Raw genomic sequence first — 22,731 nt, forward strand, 5'->3', positions numbered from 1 at the left:
CATAACCTCATAGGTTATCTCAAGTACCATCATCTACGCTGCGGGCATTTCACACAATAGACTTGAGATAACTTTTTGGGGATTGGCCTGCTATATCGGCGATAAAACAAAAGGATCTCCCGCTGTGTAAAGTGCAGGAAATCCTTTTGTGTTTTTAGGATCGAAGCCACAGCGTACCATACGGGAGCTGTACATTCATTCGGACCTTACTTATGTTCACGAACCCAAACCGTCATTTCGCCCGGCTTCCGATTCCCCCACAATGCGTATGGAATAGCCGAGACCGGGACGCTGGTTTTACTCCGGATGACCGGCCGGTATAGTTCATTAGCCCAGGTGTGCTCAGAACGAAGGCCTTCTCCTGTTAAGACGACGATACCGCCCAGCAGGTCCTCTCTGTATTCCGGTTTGAATTCGGAGCCCTCGACTAGGCAAATATCCGTTAGATCCGGGCCATTGTCCACCTCCTCCAAACAATACACAAGCGGACCATATTGCAAGGCGATTTTGCCAGCATTCTCGTGGACTTTCGGATTCGATTCCATACGTTCGACCGTCATTGGAAAATCCAGTTGGATGTCATCCCCGTCCATCCATCTTCTGCTTATACACGCATACCCGCGCTTGACAAGTTGATCCAGTCCCAGCAGCTCCCCGTTGACCGTGACGCTGGGTTGTCTGCACCAGGAAGGGATCCGGAAAGACAAGGTGCAATCGGTTGGCTCATCCAGATGCACACGGACCTGAATCCTTCCCTCCCATGGATAACGGCTATCTGTACGCACGATCATCCTTCGCCCTTGGACATCGAAGCTGCTTTCATTAGAAGCATAGAGATGCATGGCAATCTCCTCATCGTTCTGCGTAAAGAAGTAACGATCCAAGGATGTCAGCAGCCGTGCGATATTCGGCGGACAGCAGGCGCAGCCAAACCATGGGACGCGTTCGGTCTTGACGTGCTGCATATCATAACGGTATTGCGCGACGGCAGGATGGACTTCCAAAGGATTGACATAAAAATAACGGGTGCCGTCCAGTGACATGCCGCTCAGCACCCCATTGTACAGAACGCGCTCCATCACATCCCCGTATCGGCTGTCCAGTTCGATGCTCAACATTCTGGAAGCAAACATGACAAGTCCAATGGAGGCGCAGGTTTCCGTGTACGCCGTATCGTTAGGGAGATCGTAATCGATCGTGAACCGCTCGGCATGGCCCTGCGAGCCCAGTCCCCCCGTGATATACATCCGCTTGGATGTCACGTTATCCCATAGCTTGCGAAGGGTCTCGACCAAGGTGGGATCGCCGTATGCGTGAGCCAAGTCCGCCATTGCCGCATACAAATACATGGCCCGAACCGAATGACCCTCCGCCGTTTCCTGATCTCTCACGGGGGCGTGAGCCTGATGATAATCCAGTTCAAACCAACGGTCCTTATACTTGTACCCGAACCCGGGATCCTCCGTCAGAAAGCTGGGCTGCTTTCCCCGCTCCTCCACGAAATAACGGCTCAATTGCAAATACCGGCTTTCCTTCGTCACCCGGTACAGTTTGACTAAGGCAAGCTCAATTTCCTCATGGCCGCAATACACCTGCATCTTATCGGGTTCGGGACCCATCATCCGATCGATATAATCTGCATAGCGACACATCATGTCCAAAAAGGCCCGCTTGCCCGTAGACTCGTAATACGCGACCGCCGCCTCGATCAGGTGCCCGGCGCAATACAGCTCATGCCCGAAAGCAAAGTCCCTCCACCGCTGTTCCGGTTCCGCTACCGAATAATACGTATTCAAATATCCGTCCGATCCCTGGGACCGTTCCATCAAATCCACGACGGCATCGATGATGGCTTCGAGCTCAGGATTAGCATTTTGCCGCAGGCTGTAAGCGGCGGCTTCGATCCATTTGGCCACGTCGCTGTCCTGGAAGACCATCCCGTAGAATGCTCCAGTCTGATCTCCCGCCGCGATGCGAAAGTTCTCCACGGCATGACTGGGCTCCGCGCCTTCGATTTCATCGTTAAGCGCTCTCCATTGATAAGGAATCGTATGGGAGACCGTCTGTTGGACCTTGGGCTTCCAAAATTGATCATGAAGATGAACCTGCATTTCGAACACACTCCTCGAATGGGATAACGGGGATAAGGACTAATTTTTCAATCCGGTCAGAGTGATTCCCTCTACGAAATACTTTTGACCGATCATGTAGAATAGGACCCCCGGAGCAAAGGATAAGCACGTGGCCGCCATCGTCAGCGACCAATCACTTTTCAATTGGCCTCTGAAGTTGGTAAGCCCCAACGCAATCGTATATTTCTCGCTCGAGTTTATGTAAATCATCTGCTGAAGAAGATCGTTCCATAATCCGATGAAGATAAACAGCGCAACGACGATCATAGCCGGCCGGATTGCCGGCATAAGGATGCTGAACAAGATCCGGAAGTATCCGGCGCCATCGATCGTTGCCGCTTGATCGAGCTCTCTCGGGATGGACATCATAAACTGCCGGATCAAGAAGATATTAAAAGCTCCGCCGCCGCAGAAATAGGGCAGAATCAATGGCAGATAACTGTCATGGAGCCCCAAGCCCCGCGTCCACCCAATATACAGCGGAATGAGCGTAACCATCGCAGGTAGAAGCATGGACCCGATACAAAGGGACCATATCAGCTTTTTGCCTCGAAAACGCAGCCTTGCAAAGGCATATCCACACAAGGTGGCCGTGAAGGTTCCCGCCAAACAGGAAGGAACGATAATGATCATCGTGTTCCACAAATATTTCCAAAATTGAAATACCTTCAGGGTTCTCTCATAGTTGGAAAACAGCCAATTCTCCGGCAGCAGCGATGGCGGGTATCTGTAGATCTCGGCATTCGTCATCAGAGACGTTCGGAAAATCCACCAGATGGGGAAGAGAACGAGAACGGCAAAAAAAACGACGACGACAAACGTGATGATGTTGATCCATAATTCCTTGCGTTTCCTGCTCCTAAGTCTGCCGTAGGCCGCTTCACTCATTTGTCGTCGCCTCCTTCATTGTGAATCCATAGGTTGGACGTCTTGAACAATAGAGCCGTAAAGACCGAGAGAATGGCAAAAATAATAAAGGTAGTCGCACAAGCATAGCCCAATTTGTAATTCACAAATGCTTGGTCATACATCAAGTAGGTCATGAACCGGGAAGAATTGCCCGGGCCGCCATTCGTCAAAGAAAGAGCAGGCGTAATGACTTGGAGGTTGGAAATCAGACTCATCAGCAGGTTATAGAAGATGATCGGCGTCATACAGGGTAGCGTAACATGCCTGAAGCGTTCCCATCCGTTCGCACCATCGATTTCGGCCGCTTCATGGTAGATGCTCGGAACGTTTTGAAGCCCGGCCAAAAATATAACAATCAGGTTCCCCGCCAACCAAACGGAAATCAAGGATAGAGAAGGAACGACATAGCTGGAATCGGCGATGAAGAGAACTTTACTCAACCCGATCTTGGTGAGCAGAAAGTTGAAGAACCCAAAATTCGCTTCGTATAGCCAAGACCATCCTACGTATATAGCGGCGGCCGGCAAAACAAATGGAACATAGAAGACGGCCCTGAAAAATCCCCTCGCCGGAATGGAACGGTTTAGCAGGAGCGCAATGAAAAACGAATAAAGCATACTTCCGGCCACGGATAAGACAGCGAAATAAATGGTGGCGATAATGGAGTCTTTCAGATACGGGTCGGTCGTAAAAAGCTTGATATAATTATCGAAGCCGATGAATTCGGGATTTTTCAACCCTGTCCAATTCGTCAAGCTGATTCCCAGCACCCCAATAAGCGGCAGATACGTCAGAAAGATCAGTCCGATAAAGGCCGGAATCAAACATATATAAGCCACGCGCGCTTCGCTTGAATGAATACGGGAACGGCGTTTCAGCGGTTTGTTAACGGTTTCCATATTTCGCTCCCCACCTCATGGGTAAAGGATGACCTCCGCTTGGACGAGATCGGCGGTCATCCCCCTCTTCCTTTTTTACTTTTTGCCTTTATGTGCCGCTTTCAAAGCATCGAGATTCTTGGATATGGCATCCTTGGCCGTCGTCTTGCCCGTCCAGACGTCCCCCAGCACCGACCCGAGCAAGGTGTTAAAGTCCGTCGTATTGTTCGTATAGAACCAGGAAGCGGGTCTTGCTGCGGAGGATTGGGCATAATCCACGACCGCAGACTTGTATTGGTCATACGGAGGGAAGTTCGGATTGTCGACCCATTTATGGGTCAGCGTTTCGTTCTTATACCACTTTTCCAGCGTCGGCATCCAGATTCCTGAACTGATGAGTCCCCAGTTGTTTTCTTCGGAGTTGTACCATTTGAGCCATTCCATCGCTTCTTTAGGATGCTTGGTCTGGGAGAATACGACGCTGGCGCCGCTCGTATTGAGGGTAACCTTATCCTTCATGTAAGGCAGTACGGCTACGCCATAATGCAGACCTTTTTCCTTGGCCGTGTTCAAGCTGGTTCCTACGTTCCACGTACCGTTCGTAGCCATGGCAACCGTTCCAGCGATTATGGTGCGCTGAATCCCATCATCCGTCTGCCCTACGGACAACGGCGCAACATGGTCCTTCAAGTACAAATCGGCAACCTTCTGTATGGCTTCGATACTGGCGTCTTCCCCGATCCTTACGTCTGCTCCGTCTTTGGAATAGAAACCGCCGCCATTGCTGATGGTCCAGGCCTCCATCTGCCACGGCAGATTCTCAACAGATGCCCCATATTGAACGATGCTCTTCGGATCAAAGCCGTCCTCGCCAGGATGTTTGCCTTTCTTGTCGACCGTCAGTTTCTTAGCCGTATTTACAAATTCATCCCATGTCCATGCCTTATCCAGTGCGGACGGAGGGTAAGGAACCTTGGCTTTGTCGAACATGTCTTTGTTGTAATAGAGGATGAGGATTTCATTGGCAGAAGCATAGGCTACCGTCTTGCCTTTATATTTGTAGGCCAAGCTATCCAAAGGCTTGCTGTCGTTGCCCTCGTACATGGAGCTTACGTCATTGAGCATCCCTTCGGAGGAATATTGAATGACGCCATCCTCCCGCAGCATGCCCGTGTCGGGCAGTTGTCCTGCGGTTGCCATCGTATTCAATTTCGTCATGTAGTTCTCCCATGGAATCGCTTGCACTTTCACCTCGATTTTGTCTTGGGAAGCGTTAAACTTGTCTGCAACGGCTTGTGTTTGACTTCCCTCCGCCTCGCTGCCCCACATCGAATAAGTAATCTTCACCTTCTCCGTCTTGGAGGACGACGATTGAGGCGTTTGGGCTGCAGGTGCTTTGGTTGCATCCGCCCCCGTTGATGCGGTGTTCGTCTTGTCGCTCTCGTCGTTCCCGCAACCGACGGCTCCGAGCATACATGCAGCCGCGAGAATTCCTGCACCAATCTTCTTCCCCTTTTTCATTGACCCACTCTCCCTTTAAAATTTGCATGAGCTGTTCAACGTGTTGTAGATGAAATTAGAAAGCGCTTTATCTGTATTGTGACATGATTTTTATACAAAAAAAACAGATTTATACAACCAAAATTTTAGTATTCTCAACCTTTTACACAACGATTGAACTGCCGAATAATAAAATAAAAAACGCCTAACGGCCTCAGCCGTTAAGCGTTAAAATGATAGATTCAGAGCGAACTAACGTTCCTGCCGAATCTAAAACGAAAGTAACCCACCCTAGTTGAACGCCAGGTAAGTGGGTTACTTCTTCCAGTACATCATTCGGAGGGTAGCCCCATCCAAACTGTTATGCGGGGAGACGTGTTGTTCCTTAGCCCCGGTTCCAGAACAGCCGACGTACGTTCCGATCCATAAGCCATATCGGTCCCCAAGCTAAGATGGCAACATAGACCGAAAACAGCGTATTGGACCACAAGGGTTCATCCAACCGAAGCTGTGCGGCCACCGCACCACCGAGGTAGCCCGTAAGCAGAAGAGCACCAAGGAATCGAGTCCGCGGCACCACATAGAGCACGGTGCAGATCAGACCTAGAACGCCGATTACGGTTATGTGCTTCTCCAGAAACCCGAGTGATAGCGTGCCTTCTACCACCTGCTTGGGCTTCGCCAGCTTTCCGATTCCATCGAACAGCATGAACAGGACCACAATCCCCCACAGAATCCGTGCTGTCCAGATTCGTCCCTTAGAATATTCGGCATGGATCGCCGCGGGATTGGTTCTTACCTCTATTTTGCTCATAGGTATCAGTTTTCCTCCGTATATCGTTTGAAATTGTCCATAATCGCTTGCCAGCCTGCCTGCTGCATCTCAACGGAATGTGTGCTCTCGGCATCAAAGCTTTCCATCACCTTCGTATTCTCCCCTTGATCAATAAAGGTGATCTCCACTTTTCTGCCGTCTCCCATGGTATAAGAGATTTGCTCATGGTGCTTGACCTCATCGTACACCCCTCCGAAATCAAAGCCCATGCTGCCGTCCTTCGCTTCCATCCTTGTCAGAAACTTGCCGCCCATCCGCAAATCATTTTCCGCTCTTGGCGAGTGCCAGGTCTCGGAAGCTTGATTCCACTTCGTGATATGAGCGGGTTCGGACCAATATCTCCATACTTTTTCCACCGGTGCTTGAATGATGGCTTGAACGGTTACTTTGGTTTGTTGATCGTTTTTTTTCATTTTGCGGCACCTCACTCGGTTCATTTTTGGACTCTCATCCCTATAGACGAAATCCGCCGGCACCATTCATCGGTCCAATCGTTCCGGAAGACCAAATCGAGCAAATAATTTTCTGTTGATGAAGTTTTGAAGGTGGAAGATCTTCCCCTCTTTCATGATTATGACATGGATGCCCCATGGAACCAGGCAGCTGGATTCACTGCTGGGCATGAATTGCGCAACTGCTGGATACCCGCCATTCACCGTTGTCGGAATAAACCGGGACCCCTCACAATGCCAACGAGTAAGCGAGAAAAATTGGAGCAAATCCTCTTTGCCACGGATCCACATGGGGAATGGGGGCATGGACATATGGCCTTCCTCATGGAACAAGGCTACCAGTGCCTGGATATCAAATCGCTCGAACGCATCCATATACCGGGAAACCAGCTCTTGATCCGGCTCGACAGCCATCAAGCTGTATTCCTCCGAGCGCTGCTTCGCCCTGCTCATCGTTTCCCTGGCCCGCTGCAAAGCACTGTTCACCGCTGCCGTTGACATGTTCAACGTTTCGGCAATTTGCTTGGACGACCATTCCACGACGTCCTTCAAGAGAAGGACTGCGCGTTGTCGCGGTGGCAAAATTTGCAGAAGAGTCACAAAGCAGAACTGCAGGGTATCTTTGCGGATGAGGATCTCTTCCGGATTATCGGAGAATGCGGGGGCAGGCCAGACCCAGGACGAGTCAGGCAGTGTTTCGCTCGGTGCGATGATGGATGCCGCGGGGTCGGTAAAGTCAACGGGCCGCGTCCGGCGTTTCGTCTGTCTCAGCTTATCCAGGCATAGATTGGAGGCAATCCGATAGACCCACGTTTTGTAAGAGGACTCCTGCCGGAAGGAGCTTCCATTCTGCCACACCCGAATAAAGGTTTCCTGAACCGCATCGTCTGCATCCTCGATAGATCCCAGCATTCTATAACAGAAGGATGTCAAACCGGGCTTCAGGCTGTCAAATAACTGTAGTTCCAGCGCATGCTCCAGTTCGGTTTCGTTCATTTGGGCCTCCTCTTGTTGGGCAAGGTACGATCATTCATTTTATATAGAAGTTCTATTTAGATATTTATTCTCCTTCTATATTAATTACAAAACGCATGGATACCCGAAAGAGGACCGAAGAAATCATAAACAGCCGGGGAAAAGCCCCGGCTGTTCATATGGGTTCATTATCAGAGTGCTGCCAGTAAGCCGCTAGGGTAGCGGCTTTTCCTGCTCCTCACTCGATTCCTGCATGGTCATATAGGGATTGCGCTGACGGTTTGCTTTTAACTTGGACATCTTACGCCAGATGAAACTTCCCGCCGCCACAATCAAGATCCAACCCTTCTTAAAAAATATGATGCCCAGGGCTATCAGCCCGGTCTTCTTGGCAACGACTAAGCCTGCACCTCCAAGAATCAGTCCGGTCAACCCCAGATTCGAGGTTTTATCCTTGGAAGGGTCATAATCGGAGTAACGCTGGCCGTCATTAAGCTTGAACTGTTTCAAGACGAGCTCCTGGACCTTCTTCTTATCTTCCTGTAGCTTTGCCGGATCGGTAACCAAAACAACGGAAACATAGCCTAACCGGGTCAGCAGCTTGATATTATAGTTGACGGTCTGCTCTTTCTTCTCATCCTCCAACCGTAAAGCCCAAGTAAGAGAATTTATGGACTGGTCATACACAGGCGCCTCATCCCAACCGACCACAAACAGCTTCTCTCCGGCGGGACGGTCCTTGTTGGAGCTCTCTTCGCCATCCTTATAACTCTTCAACAGTGCTTTGGCGTCGATCTTGTTCTTCTCGTTATCCTTGATATGACCCGATTCGTAATATTCGAATACGACAAACCAGTCCTCTTCCTTGGGGTAGATACTTCCGATCTCCGTGTGGGTCGGGGGATTCCCCAATTCCTTCTGGAAGATCTTCGTATCCTTGTCGTTCAAGAACAAGAAGTTGTCGCCCAAATCCAAGGTACTGAGGTTATTCCCCATCTTAACCTTTTGCGGCCCCTCCACCCAGTTCACATCTGCCGTGTTATTTGCGGCTTCTACCCGATTTCCTCCAACCATGAACAGGATGATGACTATAGCCAACCACTTTTTCAAAAAGATGTCCTCCCCATTGAATCTCCATTTTTTAGAAATAATGCGTATAAACAAGCGAAAAAGGAGCCTTCTGATAGACGGCCCCTCTTTCCCTAATCCGTCACGCTTCTTGTCTGCGACCAACAAACCACAGGATGGCGCCGACGGCTGCAAAGATGATAGCGGCGGTGGTCTGTGATCCGCCGAATATTCGCATCACTTTAAATTGCAATCCGAACATGTGTAGAACAAAGGTTCCAATTCCGAAAATCAATAAGTAAGTGCCCAACGTCTTCAAAAAGTGATCCCCTCTCTAAACCCATAAGCCTACTAAAATTGTTAAGAGTAGTTGGCTATGAAACAAAACTATTATCCGGGACCGGAGTGATTTCGTAAATAGTGCATGTGTATTAGCGCGGATGTTGCATCGAACGCCGGCCCCATGCAAAAAAACACAGTCCTCTCAAACATAGAGAGGCTGTGTTTTCGGCGGTCATTGGCCGGCCATCATCTTACGGTATTCTTTTGGGGAGACTCCCGCTACCTTGTTGAACATATGCGTAAAATAATTGGAGTCGTTGAAGCCGGTGGCTTCAGAGATCTCGAATATCTTCATATCTGTGCTTTTCAACAGAAGCTTCGCTTTCTGTACGCGCAGGTTCTGGATATATCCGGTTACACTTTCCCCCGTTTCCTTCTTAAACAGATTACTGAAGTAACTGGGGTTGAGATGGACATGGGCCGCCACCTCGGCCAAGCCGCATTCCCCCATGTATGTTTCCTCAATAAACCGGATGGCTTGCTTGACCGGATGATCTTTTTTACTGGCAAGCCAGTTATTGTGGGACTGCAGGAATTCGTGGATGTATCCCTGCAGCCACGACGTAATATCCTCCGGCGTCTCAAATTTATAAACGGAATCCCACTCGATGGGGCTTACGGCCATTTGCCATTCGGGGAATTGGACCTGCACAAGCCGGAGAATGGCAGCAGCCAGCAGCAGCGCTTCGATCTTGGCGGGTTGCATGGGCAAACGGCTGATCCGGACGGCTTGCTCGTGCAGCTCCCGGCAAAGCCGGCTGTTATCCTCCGACATGAGCCAGGTTACAATCTCCTTCTCCTTCTCGTAAAGAGCCGTTTGATTGAGCAGGGATTCATTGTCAGATCCATAGTCCCTCTCCCCTTCCCGACAATACCGTTCGTAGCCCTGGCGCAATTTCTCCATGCTGGTGCATGGCCCTTGTCCGCTGTATTCAAGAGTAAGCTTAAGATAATGATGGACTGAATCAGTGAGCGCCTGCAGACATGTGGAGGATGTATCCGGCGGCTGGGAAGCACTCTGGTTTACTAATAAAGCCCACTCCGATGCGTTAAGGGGAAACAGGCGATAACATCCGGGAAACCATTTGTTCAAGTGCTCCCCGGCAATATTGGAAAAAGCGAATTGCAGAAGCGGCACATCCTGGGCGGAATAGTGCTTTTCCATGGGTAAATAATTAGGTATACGCAGAAAATGCAGCTCGCATGGCTTCATCCGCTTCAGTAAAGCCTCCACCTCTTCGCCGCTGCAGGGCATGCCCATAATAGCCGAACGCAGCTCACTGTCTTCATGCTGCCGCCTCCACCCCTCCACCAAGAGCTGGGACTGGCTTTCTTCAATCAGCTGCACATAGATCCGGTCGAGTACGCTTAATATATCCGTTTCTACACATGGCTTCGTGATAAAATCCAGTACCCCGAACTTGACAGCGGACTGTGCATACGAAAAATCCTTAAACCCGGTTACAATCACGATCTTGGTCAGCCAACCGCGGCTTCTGACTTCTTCTGCCAGCTGCAGACCATCCACATGGGGCATTCGGATATCGGTCAGTAAGAGATCCGGGACACCCTTCTCCATCATGAGCAAGGCGTCCCGGCCATTGGCGGCTTCCCCGGTCACTACCCACTCGGCAGACCGCTTCCCCGCCAGCTTCAGCAGCCCCTTGCGGAAGTTGGGCTGATCCTCAGCAATAAACAGCTTGGCCTTCATCCATCCCCCTCCTCATGACTCTCCATGGTCCCGGATATAATGGGGAGCGACATATGAACCTTCGTGCCTTTCCCTTTACAGCTGGTAATCTCCACTCCATATGCGGGCCCGTATACCAATTGAATGCGCCGCAACACACTTTTGTAGCCGATTCCCGTCTTATTGCCGTCAGGCAGACCCGTTTCCGCCTCTGTCAAGGCTCTCAGCGTTCCCTGATCCATGCCACATCCGTTGTCAGCCACCTCTATATGCAGCGCCTCATGAAGCACGAACGCTTTGATCCGCAGCACCCGGTCCTTCTCCATATTGCGGAAGGCGTGCACAAAAACATTTTCCACCACCGGCAGCAGGAGGGAACGCATCATCCTAAGATTCAGCAACGGCTCCTCTGCTTGAATGATGGTTTCAATCTCGCCGGTGAACAGCTCGGTCTGAATCTTGATATAATTGCGAATCTGATGCAGTTCTTCGCCAAGAGTTGTATCCGTCTGAACCGATTTAAGGGAATACTTCAACATCTCCGAGATGGCGTTGATCAGCAGCGCCGCCTCTTCCTGATCATTGCTGTACAGCTTCCAATACAGCTCATTGAACAGGTTATGCAGATAATGGGGATTCAGCTGTGCCTGAATAGCCTTCAGTTCGGATTCTCTCTGGCTGATCTGGGCCAAATATACTTTATTGATCAGCTCACTCACTTGTTCCGCCATGCTATTGAAGCTGTCTCCGATATAGCCCAGTTCATCGCGAGAATCCACGTTGACCCGGACCGAGAAATCACCGGAGCGCAGCTTCCGCAGCCCCTGCATGAGATTGGCCAGCGGAGTCAGGAGCGACCTGGTGGAAATCGTAATAAGCAGTGCACTGAGCAGAATCACGCCGATTCCGGCAAAGGCCAATACCCGGATAATATCATTATTTTTCCTCTGTATTTCCTGCAAGGAAGCCCCGCCATACAGCGAGAAGCCGGCCGGAATCAGTTCGTGGCGAACGAATAGATAGGTGATGCCGTTCATTCTGACATAACGGGGGTAATTCGCATCTGTCAGCTGCAGGAGCTGCTCGGTCTCGTTCGGATCGGTATTCGAGTATAGCATACCTCCCATAGGCTCCAGCAACAGCACCTTGCCGCCGGTCTCTGTAAGATCCCGAAGCACCTTGGATACCAAGCTCTCCTCCATCACTATCACCATGGTGCCGTACGGAATCAGCTTCTCATTGAGCATTCTTCTTGCAGCAACCAGAACCGTTCGGCGGCCGTCCGGATCAATGGTACTGGCAGCCCCCGCCCGTCCCCAAACCATATTCCCCCGATGGGGCTTCAGCTTTTCCAGCAACCTGGCCAAGTCATCCGGTCCCGGCTCTCCCGACGCACCGGTTTTGGAAAGAACAGTCATTTCGCCGTTTTCATTGTACAGAAAAACGGAACGGATGGATGGCGCATCCACCAATAGCATGTTCAACTGCTCTTCCACATACTTGCGGTTCTTATATTCAGTGTAGGAATCACTTACGGGAACGATGTTCTCCCGGAGGAACTGTTCGATATACGGATTCAGAATAATGGATTGGGAGACCCGGTTGATTTCCTGGAAGGACATCTCCAATCTGGCCAATGCCTGTTCATTGGCGATGGAGAACTGCTTGCTGATCTCATCCTCCATCAATTGGATATTGGACCGGTAAACCATCCAGCCTGCTATGGAAAAGGCCAGAGTTACCATACAGGAGAGCAGCACGATCAGCTTGATCTTGAAGCTGCCCTTTATTCTCCCGGCTATATGCCCCGGCCAGCTTGTCGGATGCAATCGGCTCCCCCCTCCATGATGATCCAATGGTAGTATAAAACGCTCCGGACGGTATAAACCGTATTACTTCAATGCTTCGTACAAGGCAATAAGAGCAAGGGACTGTCCGTATGCCATCGGCATAATGGTGATGTTCTTATAATGCTCTGGATCCATTCCCATCCCGGTTCCGGCTGATACATTCAGAACGGTTCCGTCCTCGCTGATATTCTGGCAAACCGCTTGGATGGTTTTGTCTGCAACGGTCTGATAGGAAGAATCCAGAATACCTACTTTGATCGCCTTAAGGATCCCTGCTGCAATGGCAGCCGATCCGGACACCTCCTCGTAACTGGTTGGATCCTGCAGGACGGTGTGCCATAGGCCGGATTCGGCCTGGAGCGGAACCAATGCATGAACCTGTGCCTTATACGTGTCAACCAGGAATTGCCGGACGCCCGGATTCATCGTATCCCGACAAGTATCCAGGTAATCGATGATGCCGTAGGTGAACCAGGAATTGCCGCGGCACCAGAAGATGCTGCCGAAGTTATCCATGCGCTCAAAGCTCCAGCCGTGGAAGAACAGTCCGGTATGCTTGTCGAACAAATACTTGATATGGAGCAGAATCTGGTGCACTGCTTCTTGTTCCCAGTCCGGCCGGTTGAACTTCCGCCCGGCCTGGTTCAGAAACAAGACCGCCATAAAGAGGGTATCGATCCATAACTGCCCATCATGCAAGTGAATTCCATCCCGGTTGCCAATGGCCGTGACCGTATGCTGGAAGCCGCCTTCTTTGGTTTTGGGCAGTTCATGAATGAGCCAGTCCGCATGGTCGCGGCATAACTGTTCCAACCGGCCGGTAGGCTCAAGCTGATCCAGCATCAGAGTTAGAGCCAGAAAGGGGGCGGTGGTATTTATATTTTTCGACGGCAGGCCCACCTCTATATTGCGGGTATACCAGTTTTGGAAGAACTTTGTATAGCGCCGGTCCCCGTAATACTTCTGCAGTTTGTACAGACCGTAAAGACCAACGCCCTGAGGCCAATCCCATTCTTCAATCCCGAAGTCCCGCTGGACAATCCCTTTTCTTGTATCTGCCTGGACCACAGTTTTATCCTTCTCATAGTCACTGCCGCCGAGATTCACAAGCTTATCTACGACCAGACCGATTTTTTCAAGCAGCCTTTCATTTGTCATATTTCCATTACTCCTCCTATTTATGTTGGGAGCGGACCAGCTCCAGGATATCCTTGCCTAGGAAGGCTCTGTCTTTGTTTTCCTTATACCAGGTATTCATGAACTCCTCGATCTGTTTGCCGCCGCCTCTCTCCCAGGCTGCCTTGGCATCGGCTACGGCCTGCTCAGGAGTATATTTGGCTCCACCGATAATCCCTTTGGCGAAGATGTCCTTCATTTCCTTGTCGACATTGGTATTGACTACGACCAAATCGCTGGGCAGGGCCGGCATATGCTCATAGTGACTCAGTGCGGGATACTGGGCCTCGGTATTAAGAAGGAACTCATCGGCTTTCTTCAGCATACCCAACCCGGCCTTTTGGTCAGGATCACTCACGTCGAACGCTGTGGTGGAAATTAGCATCGGATTCTCGGGGATCGAGTAGAACATGGAGTAGTCCATAGCCCAATCCAGCTCTTTGGCATTCTTCGCAGGATCAATGACCTTCGGGAAACCGTCAGCCCCCTTCTTCCAATGCTCTCCTTCTATTCCCTTTTTCAGAATCAGGCCCGTCTCCGGCTTGATGATGAAATTAATATATTCCATAGCGGCCTTGGGGTTTTTGGCTGCAGCATTGATCACCGTGGTCATCTGAACCGGATTGACGACGTGATGGATAAATTGCCCCATGGGAGACTTGGGCTGCGCCATCGGTGCAATCTCCGCATCGGGAACAACTCTCCGGAGCGTCTTAATGTCCGTAACCGTGGTTTCAAACCAGTTGGTTATCGCAGGGGGAAGATAAACGCCTATTTTTCCGTTCAAATAGTCCTGCTTGGCTTTGGCCCCGTTCTTATCGGCCAAGTAATCCTTATCGATAAGCCCTTCCTCAAATAACCTCTTCTTGAACTTCAGAGACTCCAGCGTATTATCCCAGGTTCTTACAATTTTATCATCCTTGGATATTTTCCAGCCGTACGAGCCAAACATGGAATCCACCATGCCGTCCGAGGTGTAGCTCATATTGGTTCCATAAGTATCCTTCTTCCCATTGCCATCCGGATCCTGCTCAACGAAGGCTTTCAGAACAACAAGTAGTTCTTCCGTAGTCTTTGGAACCTCCAGCTTGAGCTTCTTCAGCCAATCCATCCGAATGAAGGCTACGCTCTGCAGATGGGGCTCATTGATTTTCCCGATTTCGTACAGCTTGCCATCCGGCTTGGTGCCTATCTTACGAAGTTGCGGATATTTCTCCAGAAGCTTCTGGTACTCAGGCGCATACTTCAAGTAATCGTCCAGTGGCATCAATTGCTTCTGCTGATACAAGGAGTTCCGGAATCCCGAATCATAATCATTGACAATATCGGGAGCGCTGCCCGAAGCGAACAACACGTTCAGCTTCTTAACCGCCTCAGCCCGTGCAACCGGCACATACTTGGCCGTAACGGGAGAATGCTCATTGATCCACTTCGTCCATCGGTTCTCCTCTACCGTTCCCTCCGCTGCGGGAATATTCCCCCTGTCATAGTTGGAAACCGTAATGATAGCTTTTTCTTTGGTGTTTCCCTCTGTTTCTCCCTCCTTCCCGCTGCAACCGGCTGCCCCTGCCGCCATAACCGCCGACAGTCCCAGAGCTAAGATGACCTTCCTTCTTCCTGTGGTTGATTGTCCTTCCATATGGAATACCCCTCCATCTATGATTGATTTCGTTGATGCCGCTAACCCTTAATAGAACCAAGCATAATGCCTTTGACAAAATACTTCTGGAGGAACGGATATACCACCAGCATGGGAACAACCATAACCATAACCCCAACTGCCTTCAACTTTTCGGATACCATCTCCTGCTGCTGCATCATATCCATGGCTGACATATTGAAATTCCCCTGAATTTGCAGCATGCCCTGAACGATTACGGTGAGATTCTGCAGATTCGTCTTGCTGATATAAAGAATGACGCTCATAAACATGTTCCAGTACCCTACTCCATAGAACAGAGTCAGTGTAGCCAACATGGGAAGAGACAAGGGCAGGACGACGCGTAGGAGCAGCTGAACTTCTCCACAGCCGTCGATCTGGGCGGAATCCGCCACTTCTCCCGGGATGCTCTCGAAGTAGCTTTTCATAATCAGCATATTGTAGGTACTGATCAGTCCGCCGAACCAAAGGGACCAGTAAGTATTGGTCAAATGAAGGTTATTCATGACCAGATACGTTGGAATCATTCCTCCTCCGAAGAGCATGGTGAATAATGCGGCCGTTGTAATCGGTTTGCGGGCGTAGAGGTAACGGCGGGATAAGGGATAGGCTGTCAGCACCGTGGCCAGCATACTCAGGGCCGTTCCGCACAGGGTAATGACCACACTGTTGGTAAAGGCGCGCAGAGCCGGTGTATTCTCAAAAAAGTATCTGTAAACGGTAACGTCAAACCCTACCGGCCAAAACCAGACCTGACCCAGATCAACCGCATGTCCCGAACTGATGGACAGTGCAATCAGATGGAGGAAAGGCAGGATACAGGTAAGCGAAATGACGATCAATACCACGTGAATGAAGAGGACAAATATTTTACCGCCAGTTGATTCCCTCAAGAGAATTTCCCCTTTCTTTAGAATAGTCCTTGGTCGAATTTACGGGCCAGTGCATTGGCGGAGAGCACCAGCACCAGGCCCACTACGGATTCAAACAAGCCCATAGCTGTCGTAAGTCCATACTGTGCCTGCTGCAGCCCCACCTTGTACACGTAGGTGCTGATCACCTCCGCTTTTTGCAGTACGGTGGGATTCTGCAAATTGTACACTTGGTCGAATCCTACCTCCATCAGACGGCCCATCCCTAGAATCAGCAGCAGAATAATGGTGGATCGGAGGCCCGGCAGAGTGATATGCCAGATCTGCCTTAGTTTTCCTGCCCCATCCATCCCCGCCGACTCATAAAGGCTGGGGTCAATGTTAGAGAGAGCGGCCAAGTAGATAATTGCTCCGAAGCCCATCTCCTTCCACATGCCGGAGCCGATAAAGATGGTGATCCAAGAGTTCGCACGGTATAGGAATGGGATTGGTTCCATCCCCCATTGGCCCATGAGCTTGTTGATGGTGCCGCCGTCGATAGAAAATAGGGTTAGGATAATGCCGGCGACGATTACCCAGGACAAAAAATGCGGCAAATAAATAATGGTTTGAATCCAGCGCTTCAGCCAGCTTCTCCGTACTTCATTCAAGGCAATGGCGATAATAATCGGTGCAGGAAACCCGAAGATGAGGTTCAAAATACTCAAGGTAAGCGTATTCCAGATAATCTGCAGCGTGACGTGGGAATGGAATAGAAGCTCGAAATAGTCCCATCCTACCCATGGACTTGACCATATGCCGTCGTGAAAATTGTAGTTCTTGAAGGCGATCACGAGACCGCCCATAGGTAAATAACGAAAGATCAGATAATAAAGCACTCCCGGTATAAGCATGACGAAAAGCGGAATATTCTGCCGAAATCGCTTGGTCTGGTAAAAAGCTTCTTTGGCTGCCGGTCCTCTATTGGTTCCTACGGCAGCAGATGTTTTTTTCATGGTTCTCCCTTCTTTCTTGCTGATCGTTAATGTTGATGGTGTTGCTTCAAATGTACCGCATTACGCACATTCCGGGCCTTAAGAATCTTTAGGTCTTTCTGTGCGTTTTTTGTTTCTCCATCATCCACTTTCATCATGATCGTACATACAATAAGCAGCCGGACCATATGTCCGGCTGCCGCTTGTACGATCAGATCAAATCCGATTTTTGAAGTAAACGCTGGATCAGAACAGCTGCCTCCGCTCTCGAAATAGCAGCTTTCGGAGCCAGCAAGCTTTCGGTTCGTCCGGTAACAAGTCCCGCCTTCAAGCCGGCGACGAGACCTTCCTTGGCCCATGCCGATACCAGCTGCGAGTCATCATATGGCATCAGCATGTCATCTGCCGACCGGTTCGGAAGCTTCTTCGCAAGCTTCGTTATAGCCATCGCCTTCGCCACGATGGTCATGGCCTGTTCTCTCGTAATCTTCTCCGATGGGCGGAACGTGCCGTCTTCGAATCCTTGAATCAGGTTGTACGAGTGGGCGGTCAATACCGCACCGCTGAACCAATCGGAAGGCAACACATCGGTATAGGGAGCATGGCAGCCGTCGAGCTTCAGTCCCAACCCCCGCACCATAATCGCTGTAAATTCTGCGCGGGTAATATCTTGGTCTGGATGGAAGAGATCCTCCGTGACCCCGTTAATGATCATTCGGGAGCCCAGGTTGTTAACGGCTTCCTTCGCCCAATGCTGGGCTACGTCCTTGAATTCTGTCGGGTGCCATACCACAGAATACGTACTGTTCGTCATGCTGTTGATTTGGGCAATAAATTGGCCATCCAGATTGATGATCTTCGTCGGCACATGCCGCAGCGTTCCATCCGGTTCGATTACAACCCCGGTGGTGATCTTATGAGGAGCTATTCCATCCGGTATAGCAAGGGTTCTCTCCACATATTCGCTATACTTCTGAAGCTCAACCGTCGCATTTCCATGGACGGCCTTAACCGTAAAATCCAACGGGGGAACGACGAACGTGAGCTTATCGGACTCAGAGGCCTTTACGACCTTCATCCTCATAGCATCAGGCTGGCCGATTGCGATCTGCACCTTGATATCCTGCAGAATAACGTCCTGACCGAATGCATCGGTGATCGCATTGATCTTCATCTGCTGGGCCGGCAACGTATAGGTTGCCTTCTTCGTCTTGATTACGACGACCGCTTGCTTCTGTTCTAGAGCTCGGACGAGCAGTCCGTTCCATTCTCCCACGATGGCGTCGGATGAGCTGTTCACCGGAATTGTGATGACCACACCCTGATCTTCCGCCGCTAGCTTCGCCTCCATCTTCTTCTCGTCAACCGCAACGGTCGTAACGGTCTGCTCCCCTCTCGTCGCAGTTGTTACAATCCCGATATTCTCCGCCTTGCCATTCACCAGAATCTCCAATCCTTGGTTCCGGCTCTCCTCCGGGCTGGTTGGTTCCATCGTATTCGTCGTCGGCGCACTTGGCGTGACGGCGTTGGATGCAGCCGAGGCTTGACTGCTTCCCGCTCTGTTCATGGCCTTCACCGTAAACGTATACGTTGTTCCGTTCGACAACCCCGTCATCGTAACCGAATTGGCAGTACCCGTCACCATCCTGCCGCCGGGAGAAGCGATCACTTGGTAGCCGGTTACAGCGCTTCCGCCAGTCCCTGCAGGAGGGTCAAATGTAACAGTCGCCTGTCCGTTGCCGGTCGTCGCGACGACATTCGTCGGCGCCTCTGGGACAGTGGCCGGAGTTGCGCTGACCTGGTTGGAAGCCGGGCTCTCGCCGTCCTCGTTCATCGCTGTAACGACGAAGTAGTAGGTCGTACCGTTGGTCAATCCGGCTACATTAGCCCCGTATACCGAGCCGGTTACGGTGGCGGCCTCGGTACCGTAAGTACTGGAGGTTACGCTTTGATAGACTTTATATGCCGAAGCGCCGGCTACCGGATTCCACCCAAGACTGACCCTCCCGTTGCCTTCCTCCACGGTGATGACCTGCGGTACCCCGGGGATATCCGGAGTTCTGCTGACGGTGTACCTAGCGATGGCCGTAACGCCGGGACTCGCGGGTAACGTGGCAGTTATCGTCACCTCGCCGGCAACGGGCGGTGCGGTCAAGACAGAGCTGAATCGGCCATTCCCATCCGTTGTGGACCGATCGGTATTGAAGCCGTCCGACGACCCCCCCCATTCTACCACTACTCCGGAGACCGGCAGATCCTTGCTGTCGTAGACGGCTCCTGTAACGGTCACTTCGCCTCCTGCACTGACGGACACCGGTGCCGCTTCAAGCTCCATCCGCACGGGAACCTGATCAACAGGCTCTGTGCCGAATACTTTGAATTCCCAGAGAGAGTAGCCGTATGTGCTTCCTCTTTTTATTCCATACATCTGAACATATCGTGCATTCACCGGTTCGATAGAGATGTCATCGACCCCACCGTCACCGGTTGTGGTGCTGTAGACGGTCGTCCAATCCGACGCATTGTCGGAAACCCGAATCTGGTATTCCTTACCGAATGCGGCCTCCCAATTCAGACTGACCTTCTGGATGGATTGGCTGGTGCCCAGATCGACATAGATCCACTGCGAATCGGAATAGTTGGAACCCCATCGGGTCGTTAAGGAGCCATCGACAGCATTACCGTGCATCACGTCCGCGGCTCTGGACGAGCTTGCTGCGGTCGGCATCCCTTCCGCGAGATTGGGTGCTACGGCTTCGTACACGGAGAATTCATACAGGGAGTAGCCATCCCCGTTCCCCTGCTGAGCTCCCTGCATCCGAACATACCTGGCACTGACCTTGCGGAATGTAAGGTCATCGGTTCCTCCGTCTCCTGCCGCCGTTGCGTAAACATCCGTCCAAGTGACGGCATCATTCGATACTTGTATTCTATATTTTTTGCCGAATGCGTTCGCCCATTTCAGCCTCACTTTGTGAATCACATATTGGTCTTCCAGATCCACCTGGATCCACTCGTTATCCGACGGGTGTGAATTCCAATACGAGGTTCTGTAAATGTCTGTAGCATTCGAGGCAGAGTGGTTCACCTTGCTGCTTGAAGCTACCGTTCCTTTATTGTAGGCGAGATCGAAGCCGCTATCGTCAATCGAGGCTCCTTCGTTCAATGTCACGCTTCGGCCTGTGAACGTATCCTTGCCGAGCTTGAAGCTTGTCTTCGTTGCTTCTCCGTTCCGGTTCAGTGTTACGTTCACGGAAATCCCTGGAGTTACGGGATTGGTAACAGAGATTCGGACAGGTGCTGCCGATTCATCTAGGATTACCATGGCCGGCTTATCTACGGAGACCGTCAAGCCTTCTCTCACCGTCACGGTGTCGGGTTGATAGAACAGCAATTCTGCGATTCCAAGAGTTTGGTGCCGGACAGCCTGGACCGAAGCTGTATTCGAGAGAATGCTGATCGGGTTGCTGCCCGCATAGCGGCTTACTTCATCCGATGATTTATTGGGTAGTACAATGTATTGGTAGGAAGCGTTAGTAGGTTTCACACCATGATCCAGCCACATGGAGAAGATAGATCTTGTCATCGTCTCCGTTGAGCTGTTGGAGACCACGTCGCTCCAGCTTTCGGTCTTCGTCTCCCGTTTCACTTGGAAATCCGTCTTATTCGGGAATACATAGCCGATGTTATCGTTATAGGCCCAGCTTCCGTTCGTTTGAACCGTTCCCTCTGCAATCGGTTGGCCATCGACAAGAACCTCGCCTGCCGCTTGGCTTTGGTTCATTGTCGTGTGGATTGGGGCATTATTCGTTGAAGTAATCCCCGTGCCCAACGCTACCATTTCCTCGTCAAAGAAGAAGTAGCCCTTCTTCCCGCTTGTACTCAGCTTGGAAAAGTCGAATGCCGTGGCTCCATAGCGCTCATTCGTCACCCCACCTACGAACGTCTTGGGATTGTTGAAGTTCCCATCCTTCGTCAGGACATAAGGAGCGGTCGTACCGGGAACATGGGCCCAATCCATCAACGGATAGATGGTACGGTATTCATCACCGGTTCTCTGAATCGCCGTGGCTCCTTGCGGCGTCCAGTACAGCAGATTATACCCGTTGGGGTTAATCGTTCTCCACTCGCCGCCCTTCACCGTGCTGGAGGACATCTTGACTGTAATTCCATAGTCCTCCCGCATATGGGAGGAGACCAAGGTCTGCCATTGGGTTATATTGCTGGAATCCAGTCCGTTGCTCGTGCCCGTGCCGATGCTGCGAATATTCTCCAGGAACTGCGCAATCGCCGGAGCCCTTGCCGGATTCGCCGCCTGCATCCATACCAACGGATCTTCATAGAAGGTGACAGCCCAGCTCGAATATCCCGGCCAATAAGGTCCATTCATCCCCATCCCCAGGTCGGCCACATCGCCCTTCACATTATAGCGGGTGCCGTCCAACAGGTAGGACGATAACGAATCGATAGCCGGTTGGCTGAACGAGAACAGGGTCCCCGAGGTGATGTAAGCCCAGAAGGACATGTCTCTGGCGAAGCTTCTTCCGTATCCCGTCGTATAGTTCGTCTTACCATGCATGAAGAAGGACATGTCCGACTGGATTCCCGTTACCGTCGTGGTCACTTTCGACAGCACGTTGAATGCATCCACGGCATTCCTTACGATCTGGCTGTCCTCCAGCAATAAGCCGCGAACCATATAATTTTGATTGAACCAGGAAGAGTTGGCTCCATCGACAGTATGGGGGTTGCTGTCCAGAGTGTCTATGATATTGGTAAGCTGAGCAGCCGTTAAGTACCCTTCACACAATATGGCGATCTTCCCCAGCCTTAACTGTTTACCGATACCGGTTTCCCACCAGTTGGTTGAAGTCGGCTTAACCGTGAACCAATAGTCCAGCGCTTTCTTAATCCCGCTTAATAGCGCTTCGCTCCGATAGTTCGGATCATTCGGGTCGGCAAAAGCTTGCGCCATCGATTGCATGCGGTCTAAAGCAAGATAAGGGGACCAAGCTCTCCCGTTGGCACTGTTGGTCGTGCTCGCGTAATCCACATCCGGCCAGCTGCCGTTAGGATTTTGAATGGTTAAATACGTACCGGCCTGTGACTTGAAGGTCCATTCAACCCGGCCGTTCGTCCCATCGTTAATGATGTCTCTGGAGATGTAATAATCGACCATACGCTTCTTCATGAGCTTCATATCGGTTACCGCCTGAGATGGATTCGTCGCTTCGGAAGTGCTCGCCGATGCGGGAGTGTATAAGAGTATGGAGGATATCATCAAACCGGCCATAACAAGACAGATCCACTTCTTGAACCTGTGCAGCGGGTTATTCATACCGAGTCACTCCTTCATTGAAGATTGTAATCGCTTCCAACATCGTGTAAGACCAGGCACGGAATAAGGCTCCCGCCTGA

15 protein-coding genes are annotated in these 22,731 nt (G+C 51.0%); all 15 read right to left on the bottom strand.

The window, feature by feature from the left end; genetic code table 11:
• Nucleotides 1-206 precede the first annotated feature (206 nt).
• The 15 genes from ACSEXW_RS00735 to ACSEXW_RS00805 all read right to left on the bottom strand — a co-directional run bounded on the left by ACSEXW_RS00735 (nt 207) and on the right by ACSEXW_RS00805 (nt 22,651).
• Nucleotides 207-2,111 carry a glycoside hydrolase family 127 protein gene (locus ACSEXW_RS00735; protein WP_438444169.1) on the bottom strand — a complete coding sequence of 635 codons (1,905 nt, stop codon included), beginning with the start codon at nt 2,109-2,111 and terminating at the stop codon, nt 207-209.
• 39 nt (nt 2,112-2,150) lie between these two features.
• On the bottom strand, nt 2,151-3,020 hold the full coding sequence (locus tag ACSEXW_RS00740) for a carbohydrate ABC transporter permease (protein WP_438444170.1): 870 nt from the start codon (nt 3,018-3,020) through the stop codon (nt 2,151-2,153).
• Entirely contained in the window at nt 3,017-3,940 is a 924-nt protein-coding gene (locus ACSEXW_RS00745) for a carbohydrate ABC transporter permease (protein ID WP_438444171.1), read from the bottom strand. Before ACSEXW_RS00745 ends, ACSEXW_RS00740 begins: the two co-directional genes overlap by 4 nt.
• Nucleotides 3,941-4,015: 75 nt before the next feature.
• The gene (locus ACSEXW_RS00750) at nt 4,016-5,440 is read right to left on the bottom strand and encodes an ABC transporter substrate-binding protein (protein WP_438444172.1); all 1,425 of its coding nucleotides are present in this window, start codon (nt 5,438-5,440) and stop codon (nt 4,016-4,018) included.
• Between the two features lie 364 nt (nt 5,441-5,804).
• Nucleotides 5,805-6,233 (bottom strand): DoxX family protein, encoded by a 429-nt coding sequence (locus tag ACSEXW_RS00755; RefSeq protein ID WP_438444173.1) that lies wholly within the window; start codon nt 6,231-6,233, stop codon nt 5,805-5,807.
• Nucleotides 6,234-6,238: 5 nt separating this feature from the next.
• Nucleotides 6,239-6,667 carry an SRPBCC family protein gene (locus ACSEXW_RS00760; protein WP_438444409.1) on the bottom strand — a complete coding sequence of 143 codons (429 nt, stop codon included), beginning with the start codon at nt 6,665-6,667 and terminating at the stop codon, nt 6,239-6,241.
• 66 nt (nt 6,668-6,733) lie between these two features.
• Nucleotides 6,734-7,702, bottom strand: a complete 969-nt coding sequence (locus tag ACSEXW_RS00765) for a sigma-70 family RNA polymerase sigma factor (RefSeq protein ID WP_438444174.1) — start codon at nt 7,700-7,702, stop codon at nt 6,734-6,736.
• 192 nt (nt 7,703-7,894) lie between these two features.
• Nucleotides 7,895-8,917: a DUF2167 domain-containing protein gene (locus ACSEXW_RS00770; RefSeq protein ID WP_438444175.1), complete on the bottom strand. Its 1,023-nt coding sequence runs from the start codon at nt 8,915-8,917 to the stop codon at nt 7,895-7,897.
• Between the two features lie 346 nt (nt 8,918-9,263).
• The gene (locus ACSEXW_RS00775) at nt 9,264-10,802 is read right to left on the bottom strand and encodes a response regulator transcription factor (protein WP_438444176.1); all 1,539 of its coding nucleotides are present in this window, start codon (nt 10,800-10,802) and stop codon (nt 9,264-9,266) included.
• Nucleotides 10,799-12,610 (bottom strand): cache domain-containing sensor histidine kinase, encoded by a 1,812-nt coding sequence (locus tag ACSEXW_RS00780; protein ID WP_438444177.1) that lies wholly within the window; start codon nt 12,608-12,610, stop codon nt 10,799-10,801. Before ACSEXW_RS00780 ends, ACSEXW_RS00775 begins: the two co-directional genes overlap by 4 nt.
• 63 nt (nt 12,611-12,673) lie before the next feature.
• Entirely contained in the window at nt 12,674-13,789 is a 1,116-nt protein-coding gene (locus ACSEXW_RS00785) for a glycoside hydrolase family 88/105 protein (RefSeq protein WP_438444178.1), read from the bottom strand.
• A gap of 16 nt (nt 13,790-13,805) precedes the next feature.
• On the bottom strand, nt 13,806-15,446 hold the full coding sequence (locus ACSEXW_RS00790; RefSeq protein WP_438444179.1) for an extracellular solute-binding protein: 1,641 nt from the start codon (nt 15,444-15,446) through the stop codon (nt 13,806-13,808).
• A gap of 41 nt (nt 15,447-15,487) precedes the next feature.
• Entirely contained in the window at nt 15,488-16,360 is an 873-nt protein-coding gene (locus tag ACSEXW_RS00795; RefSeq protein ID WP_438444180.1) for a carbohydrate ABC transporter permease, read from the bottom strand.
• Between the two features lie 17 nt (nt 16,361-16,377).
• Nucleotides 16,378-17,334, bottom strand: a complete 957-nt coding sequence (locus ACSEXW_RS00800) for an ABC transporter permease (protein ID WP_438444181.1) — start codon at nt 17,332-17,334, stop codon at nt 16,378-16,380.
• Nucleotides 17,335-17,524: 190 nt separating this feature from the next.
• Complete coding sequence (locus ACSEXW_RS00805; RefSeq protein ID WP_438444182.1) at nt 17,525-22,651, bottom strand: polysaccharide lyase family 8 super-sandwich domain-containing protein; 5,127 nt, start codon at nt 22,649-22,651, stop codon at nt 17,525-17,527.
• Nucleotides 22,652-22,731 lie beyond the last annotated feature (80 nt).

The sequence above is a fragment of the Oryzibacillus soli genome (assembly GCF_051594765.1).
GTDB lineage: Bacteria > Bacillota > Bacilli > Paenibacillales > NBRC-103111 > Paenibacillus_AR.